Below are 24,677 nucleotides of genomic sequence, written 5' to 3' on the forward strand. Positions count from 1 at the left end.
GAAATAAACTTTCATCGTTGCCACTCGGATTCCAGCAAAATGCGTGTTCATACCAATACGTCGGCTCTCTTCGGCGCTACCCTGGACGCCTCGGACGAGGCGAACTTCCATCCGCGCGTCGTCGAAGAAGTCCGGCGCTTTCTGAGCCACGTGCCTTATCAGGAGACCCGCTTGCATTCCCTGCCTGCGCTCTCGGGCGCGCTGCGGGCTGGCGGCATTCTCATCAAGGACGAAAGCACCCGCTCGCGGCTCGGCAGCTTCAAGGCATTGGGCGGAACGCATGCAGTCATCCGTCTGGTCATCGCGGAAGCCCGCCGGCGCCTCGGTCGCGAAGTTCAGCCGGAACAACTGAACGACCCTGCCGTAAGGGAGATCGCAAGCGGGATGACTTTCGCGTGTGCGACGGACGGCAATCATGGGCGGGCGGTCGCGGCGGGCGCGCGTCTGTCCGGCGCGCGAAGCGAGGTCTTCGTTCACGCCGGCGTGAGCGGCGCGCGAATCGCGGCGATCGAAGCCGAGGGCGCGTCGGTGACCCGCACCGCGGGCAATTACGATGACTCTATCGCCGCGTTGAACTCGGCCGCGGCCGAACACGGCTGGCAAGTCGTGTCCGACACGTCCTGGCCGGGATACGAGGAAATTCCCTCGCGGGTCATGCAGGGTTATCTCGTGATGGCCGAGGAGGCGCTCCAGCAGACCTTCGGCGCGGGCGTGCAGCCCACGCATGTGTTTCTTCAGGCCGGCGTCGGCGGTTACGCCGCGGCCGTGGCGGCCTTCCTTCGGTTGAAGCTCGGCGATCGTGCGCCCCGCGTGGTGGTTGTGGAGCCTGAGCGGGCGGCCTGCCTTTTCGAAAGTGCCGTCGTGGGTGCCGCCACGCGCATCGATGCCAATCAGCCGACCGTGATGGCCATGCTGGAGTGCTACGAGCCTTCGGCCATTGCGTGGCGCATTTTGCAGCGTACGGCGCATGCATTCATCACGATTGAGGAGTCGGCTGCAATCGAGGCGATGAGGATGCTCGCCAAACCGCGCCAGGGCGATCCGCGTATCGTCAGCGGCGAAAGCGGCGGCGCCGGGCTCGCAGGATTGCTGCAGGCTTTGCGTTCCGATGAGGCGCGCGACGCGTTGGGTCTCGACGAGCAGTCGATCGTTCTCCTGTTCAACACCGAAGGCGCTACGGACGCCGCTGCTTATCGCGCGCTGATCGGCGGCGAGGAGACAGTCCAGTGAAGATTGACGATTCTCGTCTCGTCGCGCGCCTCGAGGCGCTCGGCCGGATCGGCGGCGTCGAAGGCGAGGGACGTTCGCGCCTCGCGCTGACCGAAGAAGACCGCATCGGCCGGGACCTCGTTTCGGCATGGATGCGCGAGACCGGCGCGGAGGTCTGTGTCGATGCGATCGGCAACATTCACTGCGTGTTGCGCGGCGAAAGCGACGACGAGCCGGTCATGACGGGCTCCCACATCGATACGGTGAGGCGCGCCGGCGCCCTGGACGGCTGCTACGGCGTGGTCGCGGGCATCGAAGCGCTGGATGCGATCCGCAAGGCGGGCGTGAAGCCACGGCGCTCGCTAGTCGTTTCGGCGTTCACGAACGAGGAGGGCGTGCGCTACATGCCCGATCTGCTCGGCTCGCGCGTCATGGCCAAGGAAATGAGCATCGACGACGCGCTGCGGCTGGTATCGACCGACGGCCAGCAATTCGGCGAAGAATTGCGGCGTATCGGCTACGCCGGCGAGCACGCGCCGTGGGCGCTGCTGCCGGGCGTATTCGTCGAATTGCATATCGAACAGGGGCCGGTGCTCGACGTCGAGGGTATTCCGATCGGCATCGTGGAAGGCGTGCAAGGCTACTCGTGGTGGACGATCGGCGTGGCGGGGCGGGCCAATCACGCCGGAACGACGCCAATGACATTGCGCCACGATGCGGCGGCTGCGGCGATGAATATGATTGGCGACGTCATGAAACGCTCGACAGAGATGCGCGTGCCCGCCGTTGCGACGGTCGGCACCTTTTCGGTCGAGCCGGGCGCCATCAACGTCGTGCCCGGCAAGGCGACCTTCACCCTCGACATGCGCGACCCCGACGATCGCACGCTCGCGCGCGCCGAGGCCGCCCTGAGCGATGCGATTGCGGCGCTTCGTGCCAAGGGCTTCGACGTGAGCGCCGTCTGTACCGCACGTCATGCGGCTGTGCGATTCAGCGCGTCTCTGTGCGAGCGGATCGAGAACGTGGCGGCGCGGCAATCGCTTGCCTCCTTGCGCATGGTGTCGGGCGCGAGCCACGACGCGCAGATGATGGCGAGAGTCTGCCCGACCGCGATGATTTTCGTGCCGAGCCGCGAAGGCATAAGCCATAACCCGCGCGAGTTTTCGAGCCCCGAGCATCTGGCTGCAGGCGCCACGGTCTTGCTCGAAACCCTCGGAGAACTGATCGACTTGTGAGCGAACACGAGCATCCAGCCCGACAACCCCATGCTGTCTTTACTTACCTATCTTGAGAACACACGCCATGAAATCATTCAACCTCCGATCGGCGACGCGCGCGCTGATGATCTCGCTGCTCTGTTCCGTTGCCAGCGTCTGCGCTTCGGCGGCAACGCTCACGCCGGGTACGCTCACGGTCGGCAGCGACATGACGTATCCGCCCTACGAATCGTTGGACGGAACGACCCCGATGGGCTTCGATCCGGAGTTCGTGGCGAAGATGTCCGCGCACCTCAAGCTCAAACCGGCATTCGTCGATACACGATTCGCCAACCTGATTCTCGGATTGACGGGCAACCGCTACGACGTGATCGTCTCGGCGCTGTATGTCACGCCGGAACGCGCTAAAACCCTGGACTTCATTCCGTATTTCATGACGGGCGGATCGTTGCTCGCCAACGCGTCGAGCGGCTTCAAGCCGACGAGCATGGCGGACCTGTGCGGCAAGCGAGTCGGGTCGCTGAAGGGCGCCGCCTGGGTGCCGCTCCTGCACGACGTGTCGGACAAAGCGTGCAAGTCCGCCGGCAAAGGCGTGATCGACGTGCATGAATACGATACGTCGTCCGAAGCGGCACAGGCCTTGTTGTCGAATGCCGTGGACGCGCAGTACGACGACTCGGGTGTGGCGAAGATGATCGCGGACAAGTTGCACGGACGGCTTGTCATCACCTCGACGGGCACGATGAATCCTGTCGTCTGCGGTATCGCGTTCAAAAAGGGTAACGACGGCATCAGGCAGCAAGTCGCCGATGTATTCGCCACCATGAAGAAGGACGGTGAGTATCAGGCCTTGCTGAAGAAGTACAACCTGTCCGAACCCACGGCGCAGGACGTGGCGCGGGCAATGGGCACGGCGCAGTGATACGTGTGTGGCAAACGGGCCTGCCGTGCACATGCGGCAGTCCCGAACCGGAGCGAAGACATGGATTTTGACTGGCGGTATGCCCTCTCACTTCTGTCGTACAAGGCGTTCTGGGAGGCGACCTGGCTGGTAGTGGAACTGAGCGTTCTGAGCTGGGTCATCAGCATTGTGTTGGGGTTTTTCTTTGCTCTGGGCAAGCAATCTTCCAGCTTCCCCGTACGCGCCGCGTGTCGCGCGTACGTCTGGTTCTTTCGCAGCTTGCCGCTGCTCGTGCTGCTGATCTTCGTCTACAACCTGCCGCAAGTGCTGCCGTGGACCGGCGGCGTGCTGTCGAATCCGCTCTACGCGGGGTTGATCGCGTTGTCGCTCAGCGAGACGGCCTATGTGGCGGAGATTCACCGTGGCGGACTCGCTGCCGTCGCGAAGGGGCAGATCGAGGCTGGGCGGGCGCTGGGTATCGGCTACCTTGGCATGCATCGGCTGATCGTATTGCCGCAGGCATTCCGGGTCGCGCTCCCCACGCTCATCAACGAATACATCACGATCGTCAAGCTGACGTCGCTCGTCTCCGTGATTTCGCTCGGTGAGATCCTGTTGGTCGGCGAACGTCTGTACACGCAGAATTTCAAGGTACTTGAGACGATGCTCGCCGTGGCGTTCTACTACGTCGTCGTCGTGACCGCGTTCGGCTATCTGCTTGGTTATGTCGAGAAGCGTATCGATTTCACCCGCCGCACCGCGCGGATGTCGGAGGAGCACGCCGGTTCCGAACGCAGCGTCGTGACCATGGATGCCGTGCTGCGCGAACGCCGCGAGAGCCGGCCGGCAATCGAAGGAATCGGCATCCACAAGAAGTATGGCGATCACCACGTGCTCAAGGGCGTCGATCTGAGAGTCAACACGGGGGAAGTCGTCTCCATCATCGGTCCTTCGGGGTCCGGCAAGACGTCGCTGATTCGCACGCTCAACGGCCTCGAAGCGCTCGACGACGGCGAAGTGCATCTGAATGGCGAACCCTTCCTGCGGTCGCCGGACAGTGCACACGGCCGGTTCCCGCACTCGCACTACCGGCAAGGGATTCTGAACGTCGGGATGGTTTTCCAGAACTTCAACTTGTTCCCGCATCGTACGGTGCTGGAAAACCTGACGCTCGCGCCTGCTTATCACGACCGGCTGACCAAAGCGGAGCGCAAGGCGCGGGGTTTGAAGCTGCTCGACAAGGTAGGGCTTCACGCGCATGCGAACAAGTATCCTCATCAGCTCTCGGGCGGCCAGCAGCAACGCGTGGCCATCGCACGTGCGCTGGCGATGGAGCCCGCGATCGTCCTCTTCGACGAGCCGACTTCGGCGCTGGATCCGGAGCTCGTCGGTGAAGTGCTGAAGGTCATCGAGAGCCTTGCGCGCGAGGGCATGACCATGGTCGTGGTGACGCACGAGATCGACTTCGCCATGCGCATTTCCGACCGGATCGTGTTCATGGAGGGCGGACACGTCGTCCACGACATGGCGCCTGACGAGTATGCGAAGTTGGGTCGAGAATCGCGCGTGGCGCGGTTTCTCAAGGGTTATCAGATTGAAATGAGCGCGTGACGCTCCGGCGTACCGCTCCTGCCAGTCGCATATGACACATATGAACTACCAAGTGAGGTTAGCATGAACGTTCTTCCCTTCTCCGCGCTCGAATTTGCGAACCGTATCGAGCGTGTGCAGAAAAGCATGCGCAGTCATGAACTGGATGCGCTCGTGATCACCGCGCCCCCCAACTATCGTTATTTCACGGGTTACGACACGCAGTTCTGGGAAAGCCCGGCACGGCCGTGGTTTCTGGTGATCCCCGCCGGCGGCGAAACAATCGCGGTTATCCCCGAGATAGGCGAACCCGTTATCGCGACCTACGCGGTTGGCAGCATTCGCACGTGGCCCGCGCCGCGTCCTCAGGACGAAGGTGTGTCCCTTCTGTCGTCGACATTGCAGGAATTGCCGCGGCGCTTCGGGCGCGTCGGCTTCGAACTGGGCCGTGAATCCGTGCTTCGAATGCCGGTGACCGACTTCTTGCAGGTGCAAAAGAACCTTGCTACATGCCAGTTCGTCGACGGCTCCCCGTGTATCTGGGAAGTCCGGAACATCAAGTCGCAAGCCGAGATAGAGATGATCCGCACGTCAGGCCAGATCGTCAGCCGTGCGTTCGAGGCGCTGCCGGGTTTCACCCGAAAGGGCATGACCGAAGTGGAAGTGTGCCGCGAATTGACCATCGACATCCTCAAACGAGGCGCCCATGCCGTGCCGTTCATGGCCTGTGCGTCGGGCGAGGGCGGCTACCCCGAAATCATCTCGCGGCCCAAGGCGCGTGAGCTGGGCGAGGGCGACGTGCTGATCGTCGACGTCGGCGCAACCACGCACGGCTACTTCTGCGACTTCGATCGCAACTACGCGGTTGGAAAGATTGCGGATGCGGCCGCGAAAGCACACGAAGCCGTCTGGCTGGCCACCGAAGCAGGCATTCGCGCAGCTCGCCCCGGCACGCGGGTCCGCGACCTGTGGCGCACCATGATGGATATCCTGGAACCTGCCGGCATGCGCGGCAACAACGTGGGGCGCCTCGGCCACGGACTCGGCCTGCAGTTGACGGAGCCGCCTTCGAACAGCGCAGACGACGAAGCCGTCCTCGAGGCGGGCATGGTCATCACAATCGAACCGGGCATGGAATACGCGCCAGGCAAGATGATTGTCCACGAGGAGAATATCGCTATCACTCATGACGGCGCGGATCTCCTGACGACGCGCGCGCCTCGGGAAATGCTCGTCATCGACTGACCCCACCAGAGAAAAGTCACCTCCGTCGTTCGTGGCGGCACGCTCACTCCACCCCCCACTCGCGCAGCACCTCCGCGCTGTGCTGTCCCAACGTCGGCGGCGGCCGACGGATCGAGCTGGGGGTATCGGAGAGCTTTACCGTGACGCCGTGCGTCGTGTAGTGCCCGGCAACAGGATGGTCGATGTCGACGATCTGCTCGCGCGCCAGCAGTTGCGGATTCTGGACGACCTCGTCGAGCGTCGCGACCTTGGCGCAAGGCACGGCCGCTGCATCCATCGCGTCGACCACTTCGTCGGCAGTCCTGCTCTTGACCCACTGCGCGACCACCACGTCGATGGCGGGCCCGTTGGCGAGCCGCGCATGTGCGGTCGCAAACCGAGCATCGTCGAGCAGGCTGGGCTGTTGCATCGCGGCGACGAGGCGCGGAAACAACGCGTCGGTCCCTGCCGCGAGGTAGACCCATCCGCCGTCCGACGCCAGGTAGCTGTTCACCGGCGCGGTATAGCGGTCGAGGTTTCCGCACCGGGACATCGTCGTGCCGAGTTGCGCCTGCTCGGGAATGGCCGTGACGAGAAGACTGATGGCGCTTTCGAGCAAGGTTGCTTCGACGAGTTGCCCTTTGCCGGTGGTCTGACGGGCATGCAATGCTCCGAGCGTGCCGATTGTTGCGTACAGCGCGGACGAATAGTCGACCATAAACGTCCCCGCCAGCGTGGGCGGGCCGTCGGCTTGACCGGTCATGCTCATCAGCCCGCTCATCGCCTGGGCGATGGCATCGAAGCAGGCGCGGTTGGCGAGCGGGCCGCTCTGACCGAATCCGGATATCCGCACCATCACGAGGCGAGGGTTCAGCGCATGCAGTTCTTCCCAGCCGCAGCCCATCTTCTCCATCGTGCCGGGCCGGAAATTTTCGATCAGCACATCCGCCTTGCTGGCGAGCCGGCGAAGTTTTTCCTGATCTTCGGGAGCGCGGAAATCGAGCGCGACGCTCCGCTTGTTGCGGTTGAACGTCATGAAATAGAGGCTTTCGCCATTGATCTGCGGCAGGTTCAGGCGCGTGTCCTCGCCCATTCCCGTGCGTTCCACCTTGATCACGTCGGCACCCATGTCCGCCAACTGCATCGCACACATGGGGCCTGCTATGTAGCGCGACAGATCCAGTACCCTGATTCCTTCCAGCGAGCCAGCCATTACTGATGTCTCCGAGATCGTTGATTTGATTTTATGCCGCGACGGCGTGCAACAGATGTTTGAACGCGACCATGCCCGGATCGTCCAGGCCGATCGAACGCTCGGCGAACATTCGGGCACGGCCTATCCGGTTCGGCTTGCCGCGGTACGTTTCCAGTGTCGCATCGACCGCTTCGACGGACGCGCGATACTGACTCGCGCGATCGGCAAGTCCCGTCACCGCGGCCTGAACGGCGGCAAGCGGGTCCAGCACCGTCTTGTCCCCGAGCGACGCGCCGCCGCGAACAATCAGCGCGTCCAGCACGTTTTTGAGCAGACCGGGCAAGGCATCGGGCGAGAGCGCTGTCTGGCCGGCGGTCTGTTTCGCGCATGCCACGAATGCGACTCCTAACAATGTACCAAAGCTCGAACCCGACGCGCGCGTACAGGCGCTCGCGCAGGCGCGGAACAAGCTGTCCAGGGAGCCTGCGGGCGACGCGAGGGCGGTCTTGATCTGTGCCGCGCATTTCTGCAGCGTCGCGCCGAGGTCGCCGTCGCCGAGTTGGCCGTCGAGTCGATTGAGTTCGGGCGCGAAATCGTCGACCTTGTCGGCGCAGCGAAGCAGCGCGGCCGCGATCTCGTCAACGCTGATCGGCGTCATACGGCACTCCAGAACGGACAGACAGCCGGTGCGCGCAGCAGCGTTTCGAGCTCGCTGTCGAGCCGGCACAAAGAAAGCGACGCGCCGGCCATCTCCATCGATGTCGCGTAACGGCCCACACGCGGCAGGACGATCTCGATGCCCCGCTTGCCGAGCGTAGCGGCTACGCGTCGATAGAGGATGTAGAGTTCCTCGAGCGGCGTCGCGCCGAGCGAGTTGACGAGAATCGACACGCGTTCCCCCTTGCCGATGCGGCTATCGTCGAGCAGCTGTTCCAGCATCGCATCGGCCGTTGCGTCGGCGCTCATCAGCGGACCGCGATGGATGCCGGGTTCGCCGTGAATGCCCATGCCGAGTTCCATCTCGCCATCGTCGATCGAGAAGGTGGGGCGTCCTGCCTCGGGAACGGTGCACGGCGTCAATGCGACGCCGATCGTCACAGTGGCGTCGGCCGCTTTCTGCGCGACAGCGGTGACGCTTTCCAGCGTCGCCCCCGCTTGCTCCGCTTTTGCGCCGGCCGCCTTGTACGGATAGATCAGGCCCGCGACGCCGCGGCGTTTCTCGCGCTCGGCTTTCGATGCGCTGCCTACGTCGTCGGCGACGAGGACCGTCTTCGTGGCGATACCTTCGAGTTCCAGCATTTCAGCGGCCATGTTGAAGTTCATCCTGTCGCCGCCGTAGTTGCCGTAGAGAAACAGCACACCGTTGCCGCCGTTGGCGGCCGTGGCGGCGGCCATGCAGTCGTGCACGGCCGGACCGGCGAAGACGTTGCCGACCGAGCAGGCGTCCAGCAAACCTTCGCCGACGAAGCCCGCAAACGTCGGCAGATGCCCGGAGCCTCCGCCCGACACCACGCCGACCTTTCCTTCGCGTTGCGGCTTCGCGCGCGCGATCACGCGGCCGGCTTCGCCGAGCTGACGATAGATGCCGGGGTGTGCCGCGCACAGACCGGCAAGCGCCTCGTCGGCATACGCGTCGGGGCGGTTCAATAATTTCTTCAAGTTTGCCTCCACAACGGCGCTGCGCTCATCTGAGATCCGGGCAGCGCCGCACTCGTTGATCAATAACGCAGGTTGGCCTGCTGTTCGAAGACGGTTACCGGCGGATAGGCGGTCTGGTCGGTGATCACGTCGATGACCGTCACGCCTTCGGCCGCAAAGCCTGCTTTCAGTGCCGGAAGGAATTCGTCGGGATGTTCGACGCGCACGCCATGGCAACCGCAGGCGCGCGCGATCGCGGCATGATCGACCGCTTCGAAATCGCAGGCATTCGAGTAGTTGTTGAAGAAGACTTTTTCCGCATGCTTCTCGTAGCCGAGAATCTGGTTATTAAGCACCACCAGCACCAGATTCAGGCCGGAGCGCTTTGCCGTCTCCAGTTCCGACCAGACGTGCGCGAAACCGCCGTCGCCGACGAGCGCGAAAACCGGCGCATCGGGACGCGCCGTCTTGGCGCCAAGCGCGAAGGGAAGCCCCCAGCCAAGACCCGCGAGGCCGCGAGGCGTCACGAACCGGGTTCCCAGGCCGCGCGCCGTCAGGAAGTTGGCGACCCAGATCGACGAATAGCTCGCGTCCGCCACGACGATGGTTTCCGGCGTCAGGATGCTGTCGAGATCGGCCATCAGGCGCTCAGGGCGAACCGGGGTCGCATTCAGATCGACCGCGGCGCGCATGTCCGATTGCCATTTGGCGCGGCCCTCGGCAATCGTCTCGACGATTGCGTCGCGCCGCGACACGCGCTTCGCGAGGTCGCGCCGCTGCAGCGCTTGCGTCAGCGCCGCGAGGCAAAGCCTGGCGTCGCCGACGAGGCGCAGCGCGTCGTAGTTGCGGCCGATCTCCTGGCCGTCGATGTCGATATGGATGTATCGGGCGCCGCTGGGATACAGGCTCCAGCTATCCGTACCGTTCTGATTGGTGCGATTGCCGACCAGCACGATGACGTCCGCATCTTCGACCAGCGGCCGAAGATGCCGCGTGCGGCTGCGTGTTCCCATGAAATAGCCCACCACGCCTACCGAAAGAGGATGGGTTTCGTCGACCGCCCCTTTGCCCATCGCGGTGGTGGCGACGGGAAGAGAGGCCAGCTCCTGAAGCTGCGCGAGTTCCGCGGTGGCGTCCGACGTGTGCACGCCGCCGCCCGCAATGATCAGCGGGGCTTTCGCGCCGGCCAGAAGGTCGGCTGCGGCTTCGATCATCGCGGGCGCGGCCACGCTGCGGTCGAGCGGGAAGGTGCCGAGATTGCTGGCATGCTTGCGGACCGTGTCGGCGGCGGGTTCGACCAGCAGGTCGATCGGAACGATCAGCACGGCCGGGCCGGGGCGCCCGGATGCAGCCGCCGTGAACGCCATATCGACGTAGTCTTCGACGCGCTCCGCCTCGGTCACGCGGCGCACCCATTTTGCCGCGCCCTTGAACAGGTCGAGGTGGTCGAGTTCCTGAAAGGCGTTCTTGTCCGTCTGCTTGCGGTGCACGTCCTGCACGATCGCCACGATCGGCACGGACGCCTTGTACGCTTCGGCCAGCCCAGCCACGAGCAGGGTGGCCGCGGGTCCGTTCTGCGCGGTGACGACCGGCACCTTGTGCGTCAGACGGGCATACGCATCGGCCATGTAGGCACCCGCGTTTTCGGTGCGGTAGCCGATCTGGCGAATCCCATATTCGGGCGTCACCAGGAAAAGCGCGGCTGGGATTGCCTGACCAAATATGACCTCGACACCGTGACGCTTGAGGGCCGCAGCAAACGCATGCGCCACGGTTTTCTTTTGAAGCGCTGCGACTTCCGTCTGATTGGACTGCATCAAGACTTTCTCCATGATTGCCCTACGGTGCCTGGCGATATCCGCCTGCGTCGTTGCTCGACAGCACCGCAAAGCGTGTTTGCACGTTGTTTTTAGACCGGATGCCGCACCTATGCCCTTGGCGTGCCGCACGAAACCCCCGTTCGGCGGGCCTCGGGCGGCGCCCGATAGCCTCGCGCCACGCAATGGCGTTCCGCACGGAGCGGTCGTGGCATCCAGGCTGCAATGACGGTCGACTGGGTCACGTTTTCAATCTAGCATAAAAACGTTATTATAAAAACGTTTTTATTTCAGGGTAAGCACTGATCTTGCTGCTTTCTGGTTTCCGGCTCATGTCGATCGGGGGAACCATCGGAATCTGTGCAGTGCAGCGAAATCTGCGAACCCCAAACGGTCGTACACACCAGGGAACACCCGGAAATAAAAACGTTTCTATAATAACGTTTTTATGCTAGATTTCATCAACGGTCAGGATGCCGGATCGTCACGCGACGTGGTCATCCTGTCAGACAAAAACAAAGTGCAAGCCGGCGTTGCCACGCAACGGAGACAGCAGTGATGACACGTCCATCAAAACCCGGACAGATGCGTCACTCATACGATATGGAGCACAGACAATGTCTGCGGAAATCCTGTCTGCCCAGGAGATGCCAGAAGGATTGGCGCGTCATGCAGTCGATGCCATGAAGCGCGGCAAGAAGCCTGCCGCACGCTTTGCACCTGAGCGCGACGCCAAACTGAATGATGCGCTGATCGCGTACCTGCTGCACGTGCAGTCGACGTTCGATCTGTTGCGCGATACGGCATCGCAAATTGCGGCCATTCTGGTGCTGCTCGCGAGCGGCAGTGCGGCGGCCGCCGGCCATCCGATGCTTGCGGTGGTGCAGGAAAGCGAGCATGAGGTGCGGGAGCGCCTGTCCGCGCTCAGGGTGCCGGCTGAAGTGAGGCACGGGCACGCACATCTGTCCGAAGCGGCGGACGCATTGAGCGCCGCGCTGTCGTCCATGCGTTCGTCGGGTTCCGGCCAGGCAGCGCAGCACACGCAAGAGATCGCCGGCATCTACGGTCGGCTGCAGGAATGTCTGCGGGAACTCCGGTTCGCGGCAGCATGCCTGCCTGGACTCGAACTGGTTTCCGCCTCGGAAGCGTGTGCCTGTCACGCGCGTATCCGGAACGTGGAGTAAGCCATGGCAATGTATTCGATCTGGGTTCTGGAATACAGCTACATCGAAGCGGTTCCAGTGAGTGTGCAGATCTACGCTGCACACAACGAAGGGACGCGACGCATACCCTTCGGCTACGTTCTGATCAAGGGTCCGGGTGTCGTGGCGATGATCGACGTGGGCTTTAACCGCAAGGACTACGGCGCAGTGCTTGCGGAACAGTTCGATATCGTCAACTGGCGCTCGCCGCGCGATGTGCTCAGCGAATGCGGTGTCACGCCGGAGGACGTCACACACGTATTTCTCACGCATGCACATTACGACCATATGGGCGGCATCGAAGCGTTTCCAAACGCGACGTTCTACATCCAGGAGCGTGAGCTGTCGAAGTGGGTATGGGCGATGGCGCTCGACCGCCGCTTTCGTTTCCTGATGACCGCGACAGATCCGGCGGACATTCTTCGCGCCGTCGACCTGGCTCGTCAGGGGCGCCTCAAATGCGTGAGCGGCGATATGGAGGACGTGCTGCCGGGCATCGATTTGCACGCGGCGTTCGACACGCACACCTGGGGCTCGATGTTCGTCCGGGTGAGAAACGACGGGAAGCGCGACAGCGAGGATAGCTGGATCTTCGCGGGCGACAACGTGTACTGCTTCGAGAACCTGGTCGGGCGCAACCCGGACGACCCCGAATACCTGCCGGTCGGACTGGCTGTCGGCAATCACACCGAAATCCTGCTTTCGATCGACCGGATGCTGCAACTCGCCGGAGGCGATCCCAGACGCGTCGTGCCGGTGCACGAGGATCGGCTGGGAACGAAGTTCCCGTGCCGGCTCACCCGGGAAGGCCTACGGGTGTTCGAAATTGCCGTCGCCGACGGAGAAAGGAGCTTGACCAAGGCGTGATCCAGTCCCGGTCATTCGCCGGGATCGGATTGCAACCTCAATGCGTTCTCAATGCGCGAAAGCCGACAACTACCGTCCAGACGGGATAGTTCGGCATACATATAAAAGATGAATGGAGATGAACATGTTATCGAGCGGGAAATTGGCGACTGCACTGCTTTCGGCAGCAGGTGTGTGCTGGGTGATTGGAACGTCTGCGCCGGCGTTCGCAGCTAAACCGGTCACGGTCGCGTTCGCGCAGTCCGACCTGAGCAACGATTGGAAAGAGACCTGCCAGCACGACATGGAAGAACACATGAAGGCAACCGGCTGGAAGCTGGTCAGCACGTCTGCCGACAACGATCCTGCCAAGCAGCTCTCAGACATCCAGAACCTGCTCGCACAGTCGCCGAGCGTCATCGTCGTGTCGCCGATCGAATCGGTGGCGTTGGCGCCGGCCGTACAGATGGCGAACGACGCAGGGGTTCCGATGCTCGTCATCGACCGCAAGCTGTCGGTGGCGCCTGGTAGCGGTGAGTATAAAGTCGCGATCGTGCAGAGCCATGCCGCCTCGGGCAAGTTGCTCGCGGAGAAGACGGTCGAACTGTTGAAGGCGAAATACGGCAAGCCGAAGGGCAATGTCGTGCGGCTCGCGGGCATTCCGGGCGCGTCGACGGTGGCGGATGCGCGAGCGGGCTGGGACGAAGTGATGAAGAGCTATCCGGACATCAAGGTCATTGCTTCGCCGAATGCCCAGTTCACCAAGGAAGGCGGCATCAAGACCATGCAGGATCTGCTGCAACGCTATCCGAAAGGATCGATCGATGTCGTGTGGTCGGATTACAGCGACGAGACGATGGGCGCGATCCAGGTCATCAAGGCGGCCGGCCGCACCGAACTGCTCGGCAATATCGTAGGCGAAGGCGGTCAGATCCAGGCCATCGAAGCCGTCGCGCGCGGAGAAATCGCACGCGAGACGCAAACGCCGCCTTACTTCGGCGATGCCGTGGTCGACAACGTGAAGAAGCTCCTCGCCGGACAGGTTGTGCAGCCGGAGCAGGGCCTCAAGATTCAGGTGTTCGACGCGGACAAGAAGGATCAGGCCGTCGCGTATCTGAATTCGATCAAGGCAAAAGGCTTGAAATTCTGAGCTCCGGCATGAATACGATCACACCTGTACTGTCGCTGCGCGACGTCAGCAAGGCATATGGACCGGTCAAGGTGCTCAAGGGCATCTCCTGCGATTTCAACCCCGGTGAGGTGCATTGCCTCATGGGTGAGAACGGCGCAGGCAAGTCGACGCTGATCCGGATCCTGTCCGGCGCCCATCATGCGGATTCAGGCGAGATCAGGTTCGACGGGCTCGATCTGCGCGCACGCGGCTCGGGCTTTCAGCGCCTCACGCCGGCCGCCGCCCGGCAACTCGGCATCGCGACGATCTATCAGGAGCTCGATCTGATCCCAAACCTGAACGGCGCGGAGAACATCCTGCTGGGCCGCGCGCCGCAGGGGATGTTCGGCATGATCGACAGAAGGAGGATGAAGGCCCGCGCGAACGAGATTCTCGATTCGATGCATGTGAGCGCGGATCTGGACCGGCCGGTTCGAGAACTGGGGATTGCGCAGCAACAGATGATCGCGATTGCGAAGTCGCTGACCAACGACTGCCGGGTCCTGATCCTGGACGAACCGACCGCCGTGTTCACCGGCGCGGAGACGCGGGCGCTTTTCGTGTTGATCCGGCGCATGCGTGAACGCGGCATCGCGATCATCTTCATTTCACATCACATGGAAGAGGTCTTCGAGATCGGCGATCGCGTGACCGTGCTGCGCGATGGCAGCGTCGCCAGTTCAGGCCCGATCGCCGACTATAGCCACGATCGCCTCGTGCGCGACATGGTGGGCCGCGATGTGGTCCGCACGGAGCGAGGGGCGGCCCGGATCGACGCACCGGTCCTCCTCGAAGTGAGCCAGCTCGGCGATGGTGCGGCGGTGACGGACGTCTCGTTGTACGTCCGCGAGGGCGAGATCGTCGGTATGGCGGGCCTCGTGGGCGCAGGCAGGACGGAAGTGGCGCGCCTGATATTCGGCGCGGACATTGCGCGGCAGGGCACGATTCGCCTGAGCGGTCGCGAAGTCGCGCCGCGTACGCCGTTCGATGCAGTGCGGCTCGGCATCGGCATGGTCCCGGAGGACCGCAAGCTCGACGGGCTCGTGCTGACCCGCAGCATCGGGGAAAACGTCGGTTATACGCTGGCTCGCAAGCTGTCGCGCGGTGGTCTCGTACGCTGGTCGCAGGTGCGCAGGGCGGTGGGGGCGCAAATTGCCGCCACTGGGGTCAAGCCGCGCAACCCGGCGGCGCTGGTGGCGAGGCTCAGCGGAGGCAATCAGCAGAAGGTCGTGTTGAGCCGCTGGCTGGCGGCAGGCGTGAAGCTCCTGATTCTCGACGAACCTACGCGGGGCGTCGATGTCGGTGCGCGAAGCGAGATTTACGACATCATTCGCGCGCTCGCGGCCAATGGACTGGGCGTGCTGCTGATTTCGTCGGATCTGCCCGAAGTTCTGTCGCAGTCGGATCGCATTTACGTGATGGCCAAAGGACGCATCACCGGGGAACTGAGCGCAGCGCAGGCGACCGAAGAGTCGGTGATGGCACTGGCCTTCCAGACGCCGGACGCGCAGGGGCGCCAGGTTGCGCAGGAACGGGCCGGAATATGAACCATCTGAACCATCGATCATCCTTCACGAAGCTGCGTGGTTTGGGGGAGCACGGCACGGTGCTCGCGCTTGTCGTGCTTTTCGCGTGTTCCGCCTGGTTCGAGCCGCCGTTTCTTTCGCGCTTCAACCTGTCGGCGATCGCTTTCCAGTACTCGGTCATCGGTCTGATTGCGCTCGGTCAGTTCTGCATCGTGGTGACCGGCGGAATCGACCTGTCCCAGGGATCGATTATCGGTCTGGGAGCGGTCGTCTGCGCGATGGTCAGCGCATCGCTTGGCTATCACGCAGGTATTGCGGCAGCCGCGTTGGCCGGCATCGCGATCGGACTCCTGAACGGTTTCATCGTGTCGTTCACGCGCATTCCGCCTTTCGTGGCCACCTTGGGAACCATGAGCCTCGCGCGCGGACTGTCGCTGACGATGACGGGCGCTCAACCCGTTCCGTTAGGCGACGCAACGCTGATGTCGCTTTCCAGTCTGCGCCTGTTCGACGTGCCGGTGTCGTTTCTGTTTTTCCTCGCATGCGCAGTCGGATTTGCCGTCTTTCTCGCCGGATGGCCGCTGGGTCGCGCGATCTACGCCGTGGGCGGCCATGAAGAGAATGCGCGTCTCACCGGCCTGCGGATCGTGCGCGTCAAGCTCGTCGTGTATGGACTATCGGGCTTCCTCGGCGGTCTTGCCGGCGTGTTGATGGCATCGCGGATGGGTACCGGTCATCCGCTGGCCGGCACGGGTTACGAACTGGTCAGCATCTCGGCTGTCATCATCGGGGGCGCAAGCCTGTTTGGCGGTATCGGACGCGTGACAGGGCTCGTCGCCGGCGTGCTTCTGCTGGGAGTGCTGGACAGCGCGATCAATCTGTCTGGCCTGACGCCGGATCTGCAGGGCGCGGTCAAAGGCACCATCGTTTTGCTGGCGTTGGCGCTGAGCCAGTTCAATCAGTTCAAGTCGAAGGGCAGGGTGCAGGCATGACGACGTCCAATGCCAATCCAGGTGCACGCGCCGGCCAGCAGGCCGGAACGGCGCGCTTTTCCGTGGCTTCGAGCGGCGCGCACGGCGATACGTTGCGGCTCGCCTGCATTCTCCTCGCCGTCGTCCTGGTCGGCGCGATCGCTTCCGGCGGCATTTTGCTGAGGCCGTCCAACCTGCTCGACGTTGTCCAGCAGGAGTCGATTCTGCTGGTTCTGGTGACAGCGCAGTTCTTCATCATCGCGACGGGCGGGATCGATCTCAGCGTCGGCGCAGTCATCGCGCTGTCGAGCGTTGTGTTCGTGAGCGCGCTCGATGCCGGTCCGGTGCTGGCCTGTCTTGCCGCGCTACTGTCCGGCTGCGTGTTCGGTCTGGTGAACGGCCTGCTCGTCACGTTCGTCCGTCTGCCCGCGTTCGTCGTGACGCTCGGTACGATGCAGATCGGCTATTCGGTCGCCAAACTATGGAGTCGTGGCGGCACCATCGATACGTCGGCCGGCGGCCACCACATTCCACACGCGATGATGAATTTCTATGGCGAAAAGTTCGCGGGGCTTCCGCTCGCGTTCTGGGCCGCGCTTGCGGTTCTCGTCCTTGGGACGCTGTATCTGCGCACCTCTATCGGCGGCTTTACCTTCGCAATCGGCGGCAATCGCCGCGCTGCGCGGCTTGCCGGCATCCCGGTCGAGCGGGTGAGTCTGGCGGCCTATGCCACCGGCTCTACTGTCGCCGCCGTCGCGGGGCTGCTGTTCGCGATGCGGGTCGGCTATGGGGATCCGCATACCGGCGTATGGTTGCCGCTGGACTCGATTGCCGCGATCTCGATCGGCGGTGTCAGTCTGACCGGCGGGCAGGGTAACCTGTTATCCGGGTTCGTTGGCGTGCTGATCCTCGCGCTTGTCGACAATATGATGAATCTCGTCGGTATTTCGCCGCTCGTTCAGCCAGCGGTCAAAGGGGCAATCCTGCTCCTCGCCGTGCTGGCCTATAGCCGGAAGACGACGTGAGTGGCCCCTTGAGCGGAATCAGACTGGCCGGGAAAGACAAGGCCCGGCGGTATATCGTTACCCCCATCTGACGGAGTGGTTGTGGACAAGAAAACGTCCAGGGTAGGCACCCTGGAAGAAGCGGTAAAGCTCATTCCAGACGGAACCCGGCTGGCGCTCGGTGGGTTCGCGATCTATCAACATCCGATGGCTTTGGTGCGCGAGCTGATTCGCGCGCAACGCAAAGACTTGACGATCGTCGGTACAGTCAACGGCAACGAAGTCGATATGCTGGTCGGCGCCGGCTGCGTGCGTCAGGTCGAGACCTCGTACGTGGGGCTGGAGCGCTTCGGTCTCGCGCCGAATTTTCGTCGGGCGGTCGAGGCCGGTGCGATTTCGGTGGTCGACTATCCCGAGATTCTGAGCTTCGACCGCTTTCGCGCCAGTCAGGAAGCGATGACGTTCTGGCCTTGCGACTATCTGGGCGGTACCGACATCCTCCGGCACAATCCGGCGATCAAACCGTTCGAGTGTCCGTTGACCGGACGGATGCTGTATGCCGTACCGCCGGCCGATCCCGAAGTCGTGGTGATTCACGCGATCGCGGCCGATGAGCAGGGTAACGTGCTGTTCCCGCGCCGGCACCTGTTGCCGCAAAACCTCGACACGATCATGGCGCGCGGCTGCGACACGGTCATCGTGACCGTCGAAAACATCGTGCCCAAACAGTATGTGAAGCGCCACGCGGATCAGAACCTGTTGCCTTCGTACAAGGTGACGATGGTGGTGGAGGCGCCATTCGGCGCTCACCCGTGTCCTGTGCTGGGGCGCTACCGGATCGACGATCTGCATTTTAGCGAGTACGCCGCGGCCGGAAAAAGTCCCGAGAGCCTGAAGGACTATCTGGATCGATACGTCTACGCGCCTGCCGGGCACCAAGCCTATCTCGATCTCATCGGCGCGCACCGACTGGGATCCCTGCTGGAGACCGACTCACTATGAGCGCCGCGCCTACCTATACGCTGGCTGAGCTGCTGACCGTCAACCTTGCCCGCTCGTTCAAGGATGGCGAGGTCGGCTTCACGGGGCTCGTGACGGGCGGCGCGGCTGCCCTGTACGGCACGTCGATACCGCTTGCCGCGATGACGCTCGCGCGCCAGATGCACGCGCCGAACCTGACCATTCTGCTCGCGGGCTGGTCGCACAACCCGGATTTCACCACGCTCGACACCATGCCGGACTCCGAGTTCGATGCGGTGCTGCGCGATCTGCCGTGCGAGGCGCAGATGATGGGCTACCCCGGTCCCTGGGCGATCAAGCGCGGGGACATCGACTTCGGCTTTAGCTCGGCTGTGCAGGTCGATTGCGTCGGCAACATCAACAGCGTTTGCATCGGCGATTACCGGCGGCCCAAGGTGCGTCTCGTCGGGCCGATCCTTCAGCCCGAGCATATGACGCTCTTCGGCCGCGAGTACGTGATGATGCCGCACCACGAAGCGCGCAATTTCGTCGGCAAGGTCGATTACGTGTCGGGCGTCGGCTATCCGGGGGGGCTCGCCGGGCGGGCGAAGCTCGGCTTGCGGCGGGGCGGCCCGGAGTGGGTGGTCACGCCGCGCTGCATTTTCGACTTCGACAAGGAGCAGGGACGCATGCGCGTCCGTTCGGTTCACTCGGAGTCCGAGCGGGCGTTGCAATCCCATACCGGATTCGACATCGAGACGGCAGACGTTCCCCTCACGCCGCTACCCAGCGTGGAAGAGCTGGATTGCCTGCGTCGTCACGTCGACCCGAAGGGTATTCTGCTCGGGTCATCCTCGATGAATCGCACAGAGGCACGTCGATGACAAGAACGGCAATCGTCACGGGCGCGGCGAACGGCATCGGCGCGGCCACCGCCCGGCGCTTCGCGCGGGACGGCTACAACGTAGTACTGCTGGATATTGCGCGGACAGGGCAGGCCGTCGCTGACGAACTGGGCGGCCAGGCGGCATTCCTGCTTGCCGACATTGCGCAAGAGAGCACGGCCACCGCCGCGGTACGGCTCGCAGTCGATCGATTCGGTGGTCTCGATACCGTGGTCAACAATGGCGGGATTTCACTGCTACGCCCGCTTACGGACATGACGCTGCAGGAGTGGGGCCGCGTGCAGGACGTCAACCTGCGCGCCTCGTGGCTGTTCCTGAAGGCCGCGCATCCGCATTTGCTAAAGAGTCCCGGTGCGTCGGTCATCAACGTTTCGTCTTTTCACTCCGGCGCGACGATCGAAGATTTCACTGCTTACGCGACGTCGAAGGCCGGCTTGTCGGGCTTTACGCGCAGCGCGGCTGTCGAGCTCGCGTCCAGTGGTATCCGCGTAAATGCGGTGGCTCCCGGCGTCATCCATACGTCGATGTTGCAGAACTGGCTGGAGACGGCGCCGGACCCGGATCAGGCGCTGGACCGCATGAGGGCGTTTCAGCCGCTCGGGCGGCTGGGCCGGCCGGACGAAGTGGCCAGCGCGATTGCGTTTCTTGCGAGCGAAGACGCTTCATTCGTCAACGGCACGACGCTGCTGGTAGACGGCGGTGTTTCCGCGCGCTTGTGGCACGCATAGTCAATAACTTGGGGGGAAGACACGATGAAATCGGGCAGTACCTCGATAGGATTCCGGACCAATGAACCCGACCATGCGCCGGATCCGGCGGCGCAGCCGATGACGGAGACCGAACGCGCTGCCTTGCTCAAGCGGGCTGTGTTCGCGAGTCTGGTCGGAACGGCGGTCGAATGGTACGACTATTTCATCTTCGCAACCGCATCGACGCTGGTGTTCGGCGATCTGTTCTTCCCCGAAAACTCGCGGATGATGGGCGCTATCAAGGCATTCGCGATCCTCGGTGTCGGCTTCGTCGTGCGCCCGCTCGGCGGCATCGTCTTCGGCGATATTGGCGACCGGCTCGGTCGCAAGAAGGCGCTCGTCATCACCTTCATGATGATGGGTATCGCCACTTTCTTGATCGGTTGCCTGCCTACCACGCAGTCGATTGGCGTTTGGGCGCCGGTGCTGCTGGTCATCCTGCGCCTGTTGCAAGGTTTCGGCGTAGGTGGCGAATGGGGCGGTGCGTCGCTCGTCGCGGTCGAATATGCGCCGCAGGGAAAGCGTGGGATGTACGGGAGCGTGCCGCAGGTCGGCAACGCGATCGGTCTGGTGGCCGCCACAGGCGTTTTTGCGCTGGTCTCCCGGCTCTCCCGCGACGATCTGGTGGCATGGGGATGGCGCGTGCCATTCCTGCTCAGCATCGTTCTGGTCATCGTGGGTCTTTTTATCCGGCTGCGTTTGACCGAAACGCCTGCATTTCAGGTGGCGCAGCGCCAGATCGAAGCGAAGCGGTCGGCGGGCGAGTTGAGTGACGAGGATTCGAAGCTGCCGATCGCGCTGGTGTTTCTCCGTTTCTTCAGGCCGTTGCTTCTGGCGATGGGCATGCGTCTCGGCGAGGGTGTGTTCGGCTATATGACGCTGACGATCGGCCTGGCGTACGCGACGCACTACACGAGCACACCCGACACCCACGTCCTGTGGGCGGGAACCCTGGCCGCCGCCGGCGGTATCTATGCGTTCTTCTACTTCGGCCGCCTGTCGGACCGCATTGGCCGGCGCTGGACCTTCATGCTCGGTGCGGCGGCCGGCGTGATCACGATCTTCCCGTTCTTCTGGGCGTTACGAGTGGGCAATATTCCGCTGGTGTACGCGCTGTACTTCGTCGCGTACACGCTCGGCGTCGGGGCGACTTACGCGGTGGAGCCGAGTTTCTTCTCCGAGCTGTTCGGCACTCGCGTTCGCTACACTGGCATCTCGCTGGCGGCACAGGTTCCGAGCATCGTGATTGGCTTGTGGCCGATGGCGTCGGCAGCGCTGCTCGTCTGGTCGCACGGCGATCCGTGGCCGCTCGCCGCGACCACCATCGTATGCGTGCTGATCGGAGGGGTGTGTGCCTATCTCGCTCCCGAAACAAGGTACGCGGATATCACCCGGATCACGGCTCACGACTGAATCCCGTAAGCCGAATGGAGGCGAAATGAAGCGACGAAAACGTTTTTATCGGTATCGGGATTGAGTACAATAGCTGCATCTGCAACCAGCCGTGGGACGACGTGTCGCACGGCAGTCTGGAATGTCCCGTGACAAAAAAAGCGACTGGCTCGAAAGCTAAAGTCTCCATTCACGATGTGGCGCGCGAAGCCGGCGTAGCGTTGTCTACCGTGTCGAACGCGTTGGCAGGAAAGGAAATCGTCAAGGAATCAACGCGCGTCAGGATCCAGGAAATCGCGGACCGCATGGGTTACCGCGTCTCGGTGGTCGCCCGCGCATTGCGGATGCAGCGCACCTTCACGCTCGGTGTTCTGCTCGCCGACATATCGAACCCGTCGTCGCCGGATTTTCTGCGCGGCGTCGAAGACGTCGCCGAGCGCGAATCATGCAGCCTGCTGGTTTGCAACACGGATGGCATGCTGGACAAGCAGGTCGCGCAGATGAAGGTGCTACTCGACCGTCGGGTCGACGGCCTGGTGCTGCTTTCCCAGTACAGCGACCCGCCTCTCGTGCGAGAACTGCTGGATTCGGGCACCCCGTTCGTTCTGCTTCAGCGTCGCTCGCGCCAGCGTCAGGACGACTATGTCGGTGCCGACAATAACGAGGGAATTTCGGCTGCTGTCGAGCATCTCGTCAAGCTGGGCCACATGCGGATTGGACTGATACGTGGTCCTCGGGAGTCGAGCACGGCGGATGAGCGGATGATCGCATTCCAGGAAGCGGTCGCGAGATTGGGCATCGACGACGATCCTGAATTGATCGTGCAGGGCAACTATCACGTCGAAGGCGGATATTGTGCCGCGAAAGAGTTTCTGGCGATGCGAAACCGGCCGACGGCCATCCTTGCCGCGAACGACATGAGCGCGATCGGCGTGATGAACGCCGCGCATGAAGCGAACATCGTGATACCGGATCAGTTGTCCGTCGTCGGCCTCGACGATATCGAACTGGCATCGTATGCGCCGATCAATCTCACGACAATCGCGCTGCAGCGTCGTGAAATGGGCGCCGCTGCGGCCACGTTACTGATGGACCGGATCAAGAAAAAGCACAAGAAGGCGAAGCAGATGCTGTTTCCTATGCGCCTCGTTGTGCGTGGCTCAACGGGCCCCGCGCCCAAAAAGCGAGCCCGGCGTAAATGAAACGGCCACGGACCGTTGCTTTACAGTGAGGTGCAGCAAATGAACGTCATGCAACAGCCGGCGCCGTGGCGCGATCTGACCGATCCGCGGCTCGCCGTCGGCGTCGACGACCTGGAAGCCGGGCTCAAGGAGCCGCTGTTCGAGAACCTCGAGATTCCCGAGGCGCTAGGGCCCGTCACCATCACCGTCGACGATCACAAGATCAAGCGCTTTTCGTTTACGCAGGATGACTATCATCCGTGGTATCTGGCCGAGGGATCGAGTCCGTTCGACGGTGCCCGTATCGGTCAGCCATGTCTGCTTGGCAACGACCTCGTGCAGTTGTTCACGACGCGCTATCGCGCGAGCAAGACGGTCGGGCTCCATACCGAGGAGCAGATGTGGTTCGATAGTCCCGTCAGGCTGGGGGAGAAGGTGACGATGTCCGGCGCCTACGTCGAGGCTTACGAACGCCGCGGTCAGGGCTACGTCGTGATGGAGGCGCAGGCGCGTGGCGAAGATGGGCGCAGCATCGTGCGGCATCGGGGCGTCGAAATCCTGCGCACGGTGCCCGGCAAGATCGGCGGGCGCGGCAGCGAACAGGCGCAGGAAAAGCGGGTGACCGGTGAGGTGCCCGCTGACGCACGCGTGATCGACGTGGTGACGCGCGACGCGCGCGTCGGCGACGTACTGCGGCCTGTGACGAAGATCGTCACGGCGGAGCAGGCCGCGGTGTTTTCGCGGATCGGCGAGTACGTCCACAACATTCACAACGATCTGCGGATCGCGCGATCCGGCGAGTTGCCGACACTCATCGTGCAGGGACAGCAGCAGGCAGGGCTGATCGGCGACGCGATGGCGCGCGCGTTCGGCGCCGCATGGTTCATCGATGGCTGGTTCAAGCTGAAATTCGTCGCGCCATTGCAGGTATTCGATCCGATCACCATCACCGCAGTCATCACCGGGTTCGCACCGCAAGCGGATGGCCGGCACAAAGCCGAACTGGAAGTCTGGGTCCGCCGCGCGTCGGATGGCCGCCTCACGACCGTGGGCTGGGCATCCTGCAGCGTGCCCGCTGCGCCGGGTTTCAGCAGGCTGCGCCGGCTGGCGGCGATGTAATCAGGCATCGCGCGTCACAACCCCGATCAAAGCCGTTCGATTAGCGCCTTGGCCGCGAGCGGATTGCGTTCCTTGAAGCCGCTGATCACGTACAGGTACACCTCGCGCCTGCCGTTGGCGGCGGCGCGCGCTTCGACCGGTTCCAGATCGTCAGGGACGGTGCCGTCAGCAAGCTGGCGAGCGCGCTTCGCCCATGCGTCGAGTGCTTTCCCGGCATACCCCTGCGCATGGGCTTCGGTGGTTCCCATGATGCGGACGTAGACGAACGGCGCGGTCAGACTGGCGATCCGCGGATAGTCGCTATCGCTCGCCAGCACAATCGCGACACCGTATTTGCGCGCCAGTGCGACGAAGGCCTCGCTGCGAAAACTCGGATGACGCACTTCGACCGCGTGCCGAAGCGTGCGTCCATCCAGTTCCTTCGGCAGCAATGCCAGAAATGCCTCGAAGTCTTCGGCGTCGAATTGCTTGGTCGTCGCGAATTGCCAGTTCACCGGTCCGAGCTTGTGCTTCAGATGCGTGAGGCCGCTGGCGAAGAAGCGCTCGATGCTGTCGCCGGCTTCGGCCAGCACGCGCCGGTTGGTCGCGTAACGCGGCGCCTTGAGGGCGAACACGAAATCGTCGGGCGTCTCGTCGTGCCACTTCATGTAGCTCTCCGGCTTTTGCAGGCCGTAGAACGTGCCGTTGATTTCGATGCTGGTCAGTTGACGGCTCGCGTATTCGAGCTCGCGCTTTTGCGTCAAATCCTCGGGATAGAACACCCCGCGCCACGGGGCATACGTCCAGCCACCAATCCCCACCCTGATTTGCGGTTCCGTGTGCGTTGCCATATGCGGTTGTCCATCGTTGTGATGGTGCAT

Annotated in this window: 22 protein-coding genes; 17 read left to right on the plus strand and 5 right to left on the minus strand. The window is 63.0% G+C overall.

Annotated features, from left to right (window positions below; genetic code table 11):
* Positions 1–39: 39 nt before the first annotated feature.
* From AC1ECK_RS01480 to AC1ECK_RS01500, 5 genes are all read left to right on the plus strand, one after another.
* Complete coding sequence (locus tag AC1ECK_RS01480) at positions 40–1,230, plus strand: diaminopropionate ammonia-lyase (protein ID WP_480315161.1); 1,191 nt, start codon at positions 40–42, stop codon at positions 1,228–1,230.
* Positions 1,227–2,444 carry a M20 family metallo-hydrolase gene (locus AC1ECK_RS01485; protein ID WP_480315162.1) on the plus strand — a complete coding sequence of 406 codons (1,218 nt, stop codon included), beginning with the start codon at positions 1,227–1,229 and terminating at the stop codon, positions 2,442–2,444. Before AC1ECK_RS01480 ends, AC1ECK_RS01485 begins: the two co-directional genes overlap by 4 nt.
* A gap of 67 nt (positions 2,445–2,511) precedes the next feature.
* Positions 2,512–3,348, plus strand: coding sequence for an ABC transporter substrate-binding protein (locus tag AC1ECK_RS01490; RefSeq protein WP_480315163.1), 837 nt, complete (start codon positions 2,512–2,514; stop codon positions 3,346–3,348).
* Between the two features lie 60 nt (positions 3,349–3,408).
* Positions 3,409–4,938 (plus strand): amino acid ABC transporter permease/ATP-binding protein, encoded by a 1,530-nt coding sequence (locus AC1ECK_RS01495; RefSeq protein WP_480315164.1) that lies wholly within the window; start codon positions 3,409–3,411, stop codon positions 4,936–4,938.
* Positions 4,939–5,001: 63 nt separating this feature from the next.
* Complete coding sequence (locus AC1ECK_RS01500; RefSeq protein WP_480315165.1) at positions 5,002–6,162, plus strand: M24 family metallopeptidase; 1,161 nt, start codon at positions 5,002–5,004, stop codon at positions 6,160–6,162.
* 43 nt (positions 6,163–6,205) lie between these two features.
* Here AC1ECK_RS01500 and AC1ECK_RS01505 read toward each other — a convergent pair whose 3' ends face one another.
* Genes AC1ECK_RS01505 through AC1ECK_RS01520 form a run of 4 tightly spaced genes read right to left on the minus strand, consistent with a single transcriptional unit; the run spans position 6,206 to position 10,791 of the window.
* Positions 6,206–7,354 carry a CaiB/BaiF CoA transferase family protein gene (locus AC1ECK_RS01505; RefSeq protein ID WP_480315166.1) on the minus strand — a complete coding sequence of 383 codons (1,149 nt, stop codon included), beginning with the start codon at positions 7,352–7,354 and terminating at the stop codon, positions 6,206–6,208.
* 31 nt (positions 7,355–7,385) lie between these two features.
* Positions 7,386–7,994, minus strand: coding sequence for a DAK2 domain-containing protein (locus AC1ECK_RS01510; protein WP_480315167.1), 609 nt, complete (start codon positions 7,992–7,994; stop codon positions 7,386–7,388).
* Positions 7,991–8,995, minus strand: coding sequence for a dihydroxyacetone kinase subunit DhaK (locus AC1ECK_RS01515; protein ID WP_480315168.1), 1,005 nt, complete (start codon positions 8,993–8,995; stop codon positions 7,991–7,993). Before AC1ECK_RS01515 ends, AC1ECK_RS01510 begins: the two co-directional genes overlap by 4 nt.
* 59 nt (positions 8,996–9,054) lie before the next feature.
* Positions 9,055–10,791, minus strand: a complete 1,737-nt coding sequence (locus AC1ECK_RS01520; RefSeq protein WP_480315560.1) for an acetolactate synthase catalytic subunit — start codon at positions 10,789–10,791, stop codon at positions 9,055–9,057.
* Positions 10,792–11,408: 617 nt separating this feature from the next.
* On the opposite strand from AC1ECK_RS01520, the gene AC1ECK_RS01525 reads away from it, so the two are divergent.
* From AC1ECK_RS01525 to AC1ECK_RS01580, 12 genes are all read left to right on the plus strand, one after another.
* Positions 11,409–11,975, plus strand: coding sequence for a hypothetical protein (locus AC1ECK_RS01525; protein ID WP_480315169.1), 567 nt, complete (start codon positions 11,409–11,411; stop codon positions 11,973–11,975).
* A gap of 3 nt (positions 11,976–11,978) precedes the next feature.
* Positions 11,979–12,860 carry an N-acyl homoserine lactonase family protein gene (locus AC1ECK_RS01530; RefSeq protein ID WP_480315170.1) on the plus strand — a complete coding sequence of 294 codons (882 nt, stop codon included), beginning with the start codon at positions 11,979–11,981 and terminating at the stop codon, positions 12,858–12,860.
* 181 nt (positions 12,861–13,041) lie between these two features.
* Positions 13,042–13,989: a substrate-binding domain-containing protein gene (locus AC1ECK_RS01535; RefSeq protein ID WP_480315171.1), complete on the plus strand. Its 948-nt coding sequence runs from the start codon at positions 13,042–13,044 to the stop codon at positions 13,987–13,989.
* 8 nt (positions 13,990–13,997) lie between these two features.
* Positions 13,998–15,557: a sugar ABC transporter ATP-binding protein gene (locus tag AC1ECK_RS01540; RefSeq protein ID WP_480315172.1), complete on the plus strand. Its 1,560-nt coding sequence runs from the start codon at positions 13,998–14,000 to the stop codon at positions 15,555–15,557.
* Positions 15,554–16,528, plus strand: coding sequence for an ABC transporter permease (locus tag AC1ECK_RS01545; RefSeq protein ID WP_480315173.1), 975 nt, complete (start codon positions 15,554–15,556; stop codon positions 16,526–16,528). Before AC1ECK_RS01540 ends, AC1ECK_RS01545 begins: the two co-directional genes overlap by 4 nt.
* On the plus strand, positions 16,525–17,532 hold the full coding sequence (locus AC1ECK_RS01550) for an ABC transporter permease (protein WP_480315174.1): 1,008 nt from the start codon (positions 16,525–16,527) through the stop codon (positions 17,530–17,532). The genes AC1ECK_RS01545 and AC1ECK_RS01550 overlap by 4 nt, the downstream gene beginning before the upstream one ends.
* An 81-nt stretch (positions 17,533–17,613) precedes the next feature.
* Entirely contained in the window at positions 17,614–18,513 is a 900-nt protein-coding gene (locus AC1ECK_RS01555; protein WP_480315175.1) for a CoA transferase subunit A, read from the plus strand.
* On the plus strand, positions 18,510–19,355 hold the full coding sequence (locus AC1ECK_RS01560; protein ID WP_480315176.1) for a hypothetical protein: 846 nt from the start codon (positions 18,510–18,512) through the stop codon (positions 19,353–19,355). The genes AC1ECK_RS01555 and AC1ECK_RS01560 overlap by 4 nt, the downstream gene beginning before the upstream one ends.
* The gene (locus tag AC1ECK_RS01565; protein ID WP_480315177.1) at positions 19,352–20,104 is read left to right on the plus strand and encodes an SDR family NAD(P)-dependent oxidoreductase; all 753 of its coding nucleotides are present in this window, start codon (positions 19,352–19,354) and stop codon (positions 20,102–20,104) included. The genes AC1ECK_RS01560 and AC1ECK_RS01565 overlap by 4 nt, the downstream gene beginning before the upstream one ends.
* Before the next feature lie 24 nt (positions 20,105–20,128).
* Entirely contained in the window at positions 20,129–21,538 is a 1,410-nt protein-coding gene (locus tag AC1ECK_RS01570; RefSeq protein WP_480315178.1) for an MFS transporter, read from the plus strand.
* Positions 21,539–21,666: 128 nt separating this feature from the next.
* The gene (locus tag AC1ECK_RS01575; protein WP_480315179.1) at positions 21,667–22,719 is read left to right on the plus strand and encodes a LacI family DNA-binding transcriptional regulator; all 1,053 of its coding nucleotides are present in this window, start codon (positions 21,667–21,669) and stop codon (positions 22,717–22,719) included.
* Positions 22,720–22,758: 39 nt separating this feature from the next.
* Entirely contained in the window at positions 22,759–23,817 is a 1,059-nt protein-coding gene (locus AC1ECK_RS01580) for a hypothetical protein (RefSeq protein WP_480315180.1), read from the plus strand.
* A gap of 26 nt (positions 23,818–23,843) precedes the next feature.
* Here the strand turns inward: AC1ECK_RS01580 and AC1ECK_RS01585 are convergent, their stop codons facing one another.
* A complete protein-coding gene (locus AC1ECK_RS01585) occupies positions 23,844–24,647 on the minus strand; it encodes a DUF72 domain-containing protein (protein ID WP_480315181.1) in 804 nt (267 codons plus the stop codon).
* Positions 24,648–24,677 lie beyond the last annotated feature (30 nt).

The organism is Paraburkholderia sp. SSBN10T (genome assembly GCF_056619545.1).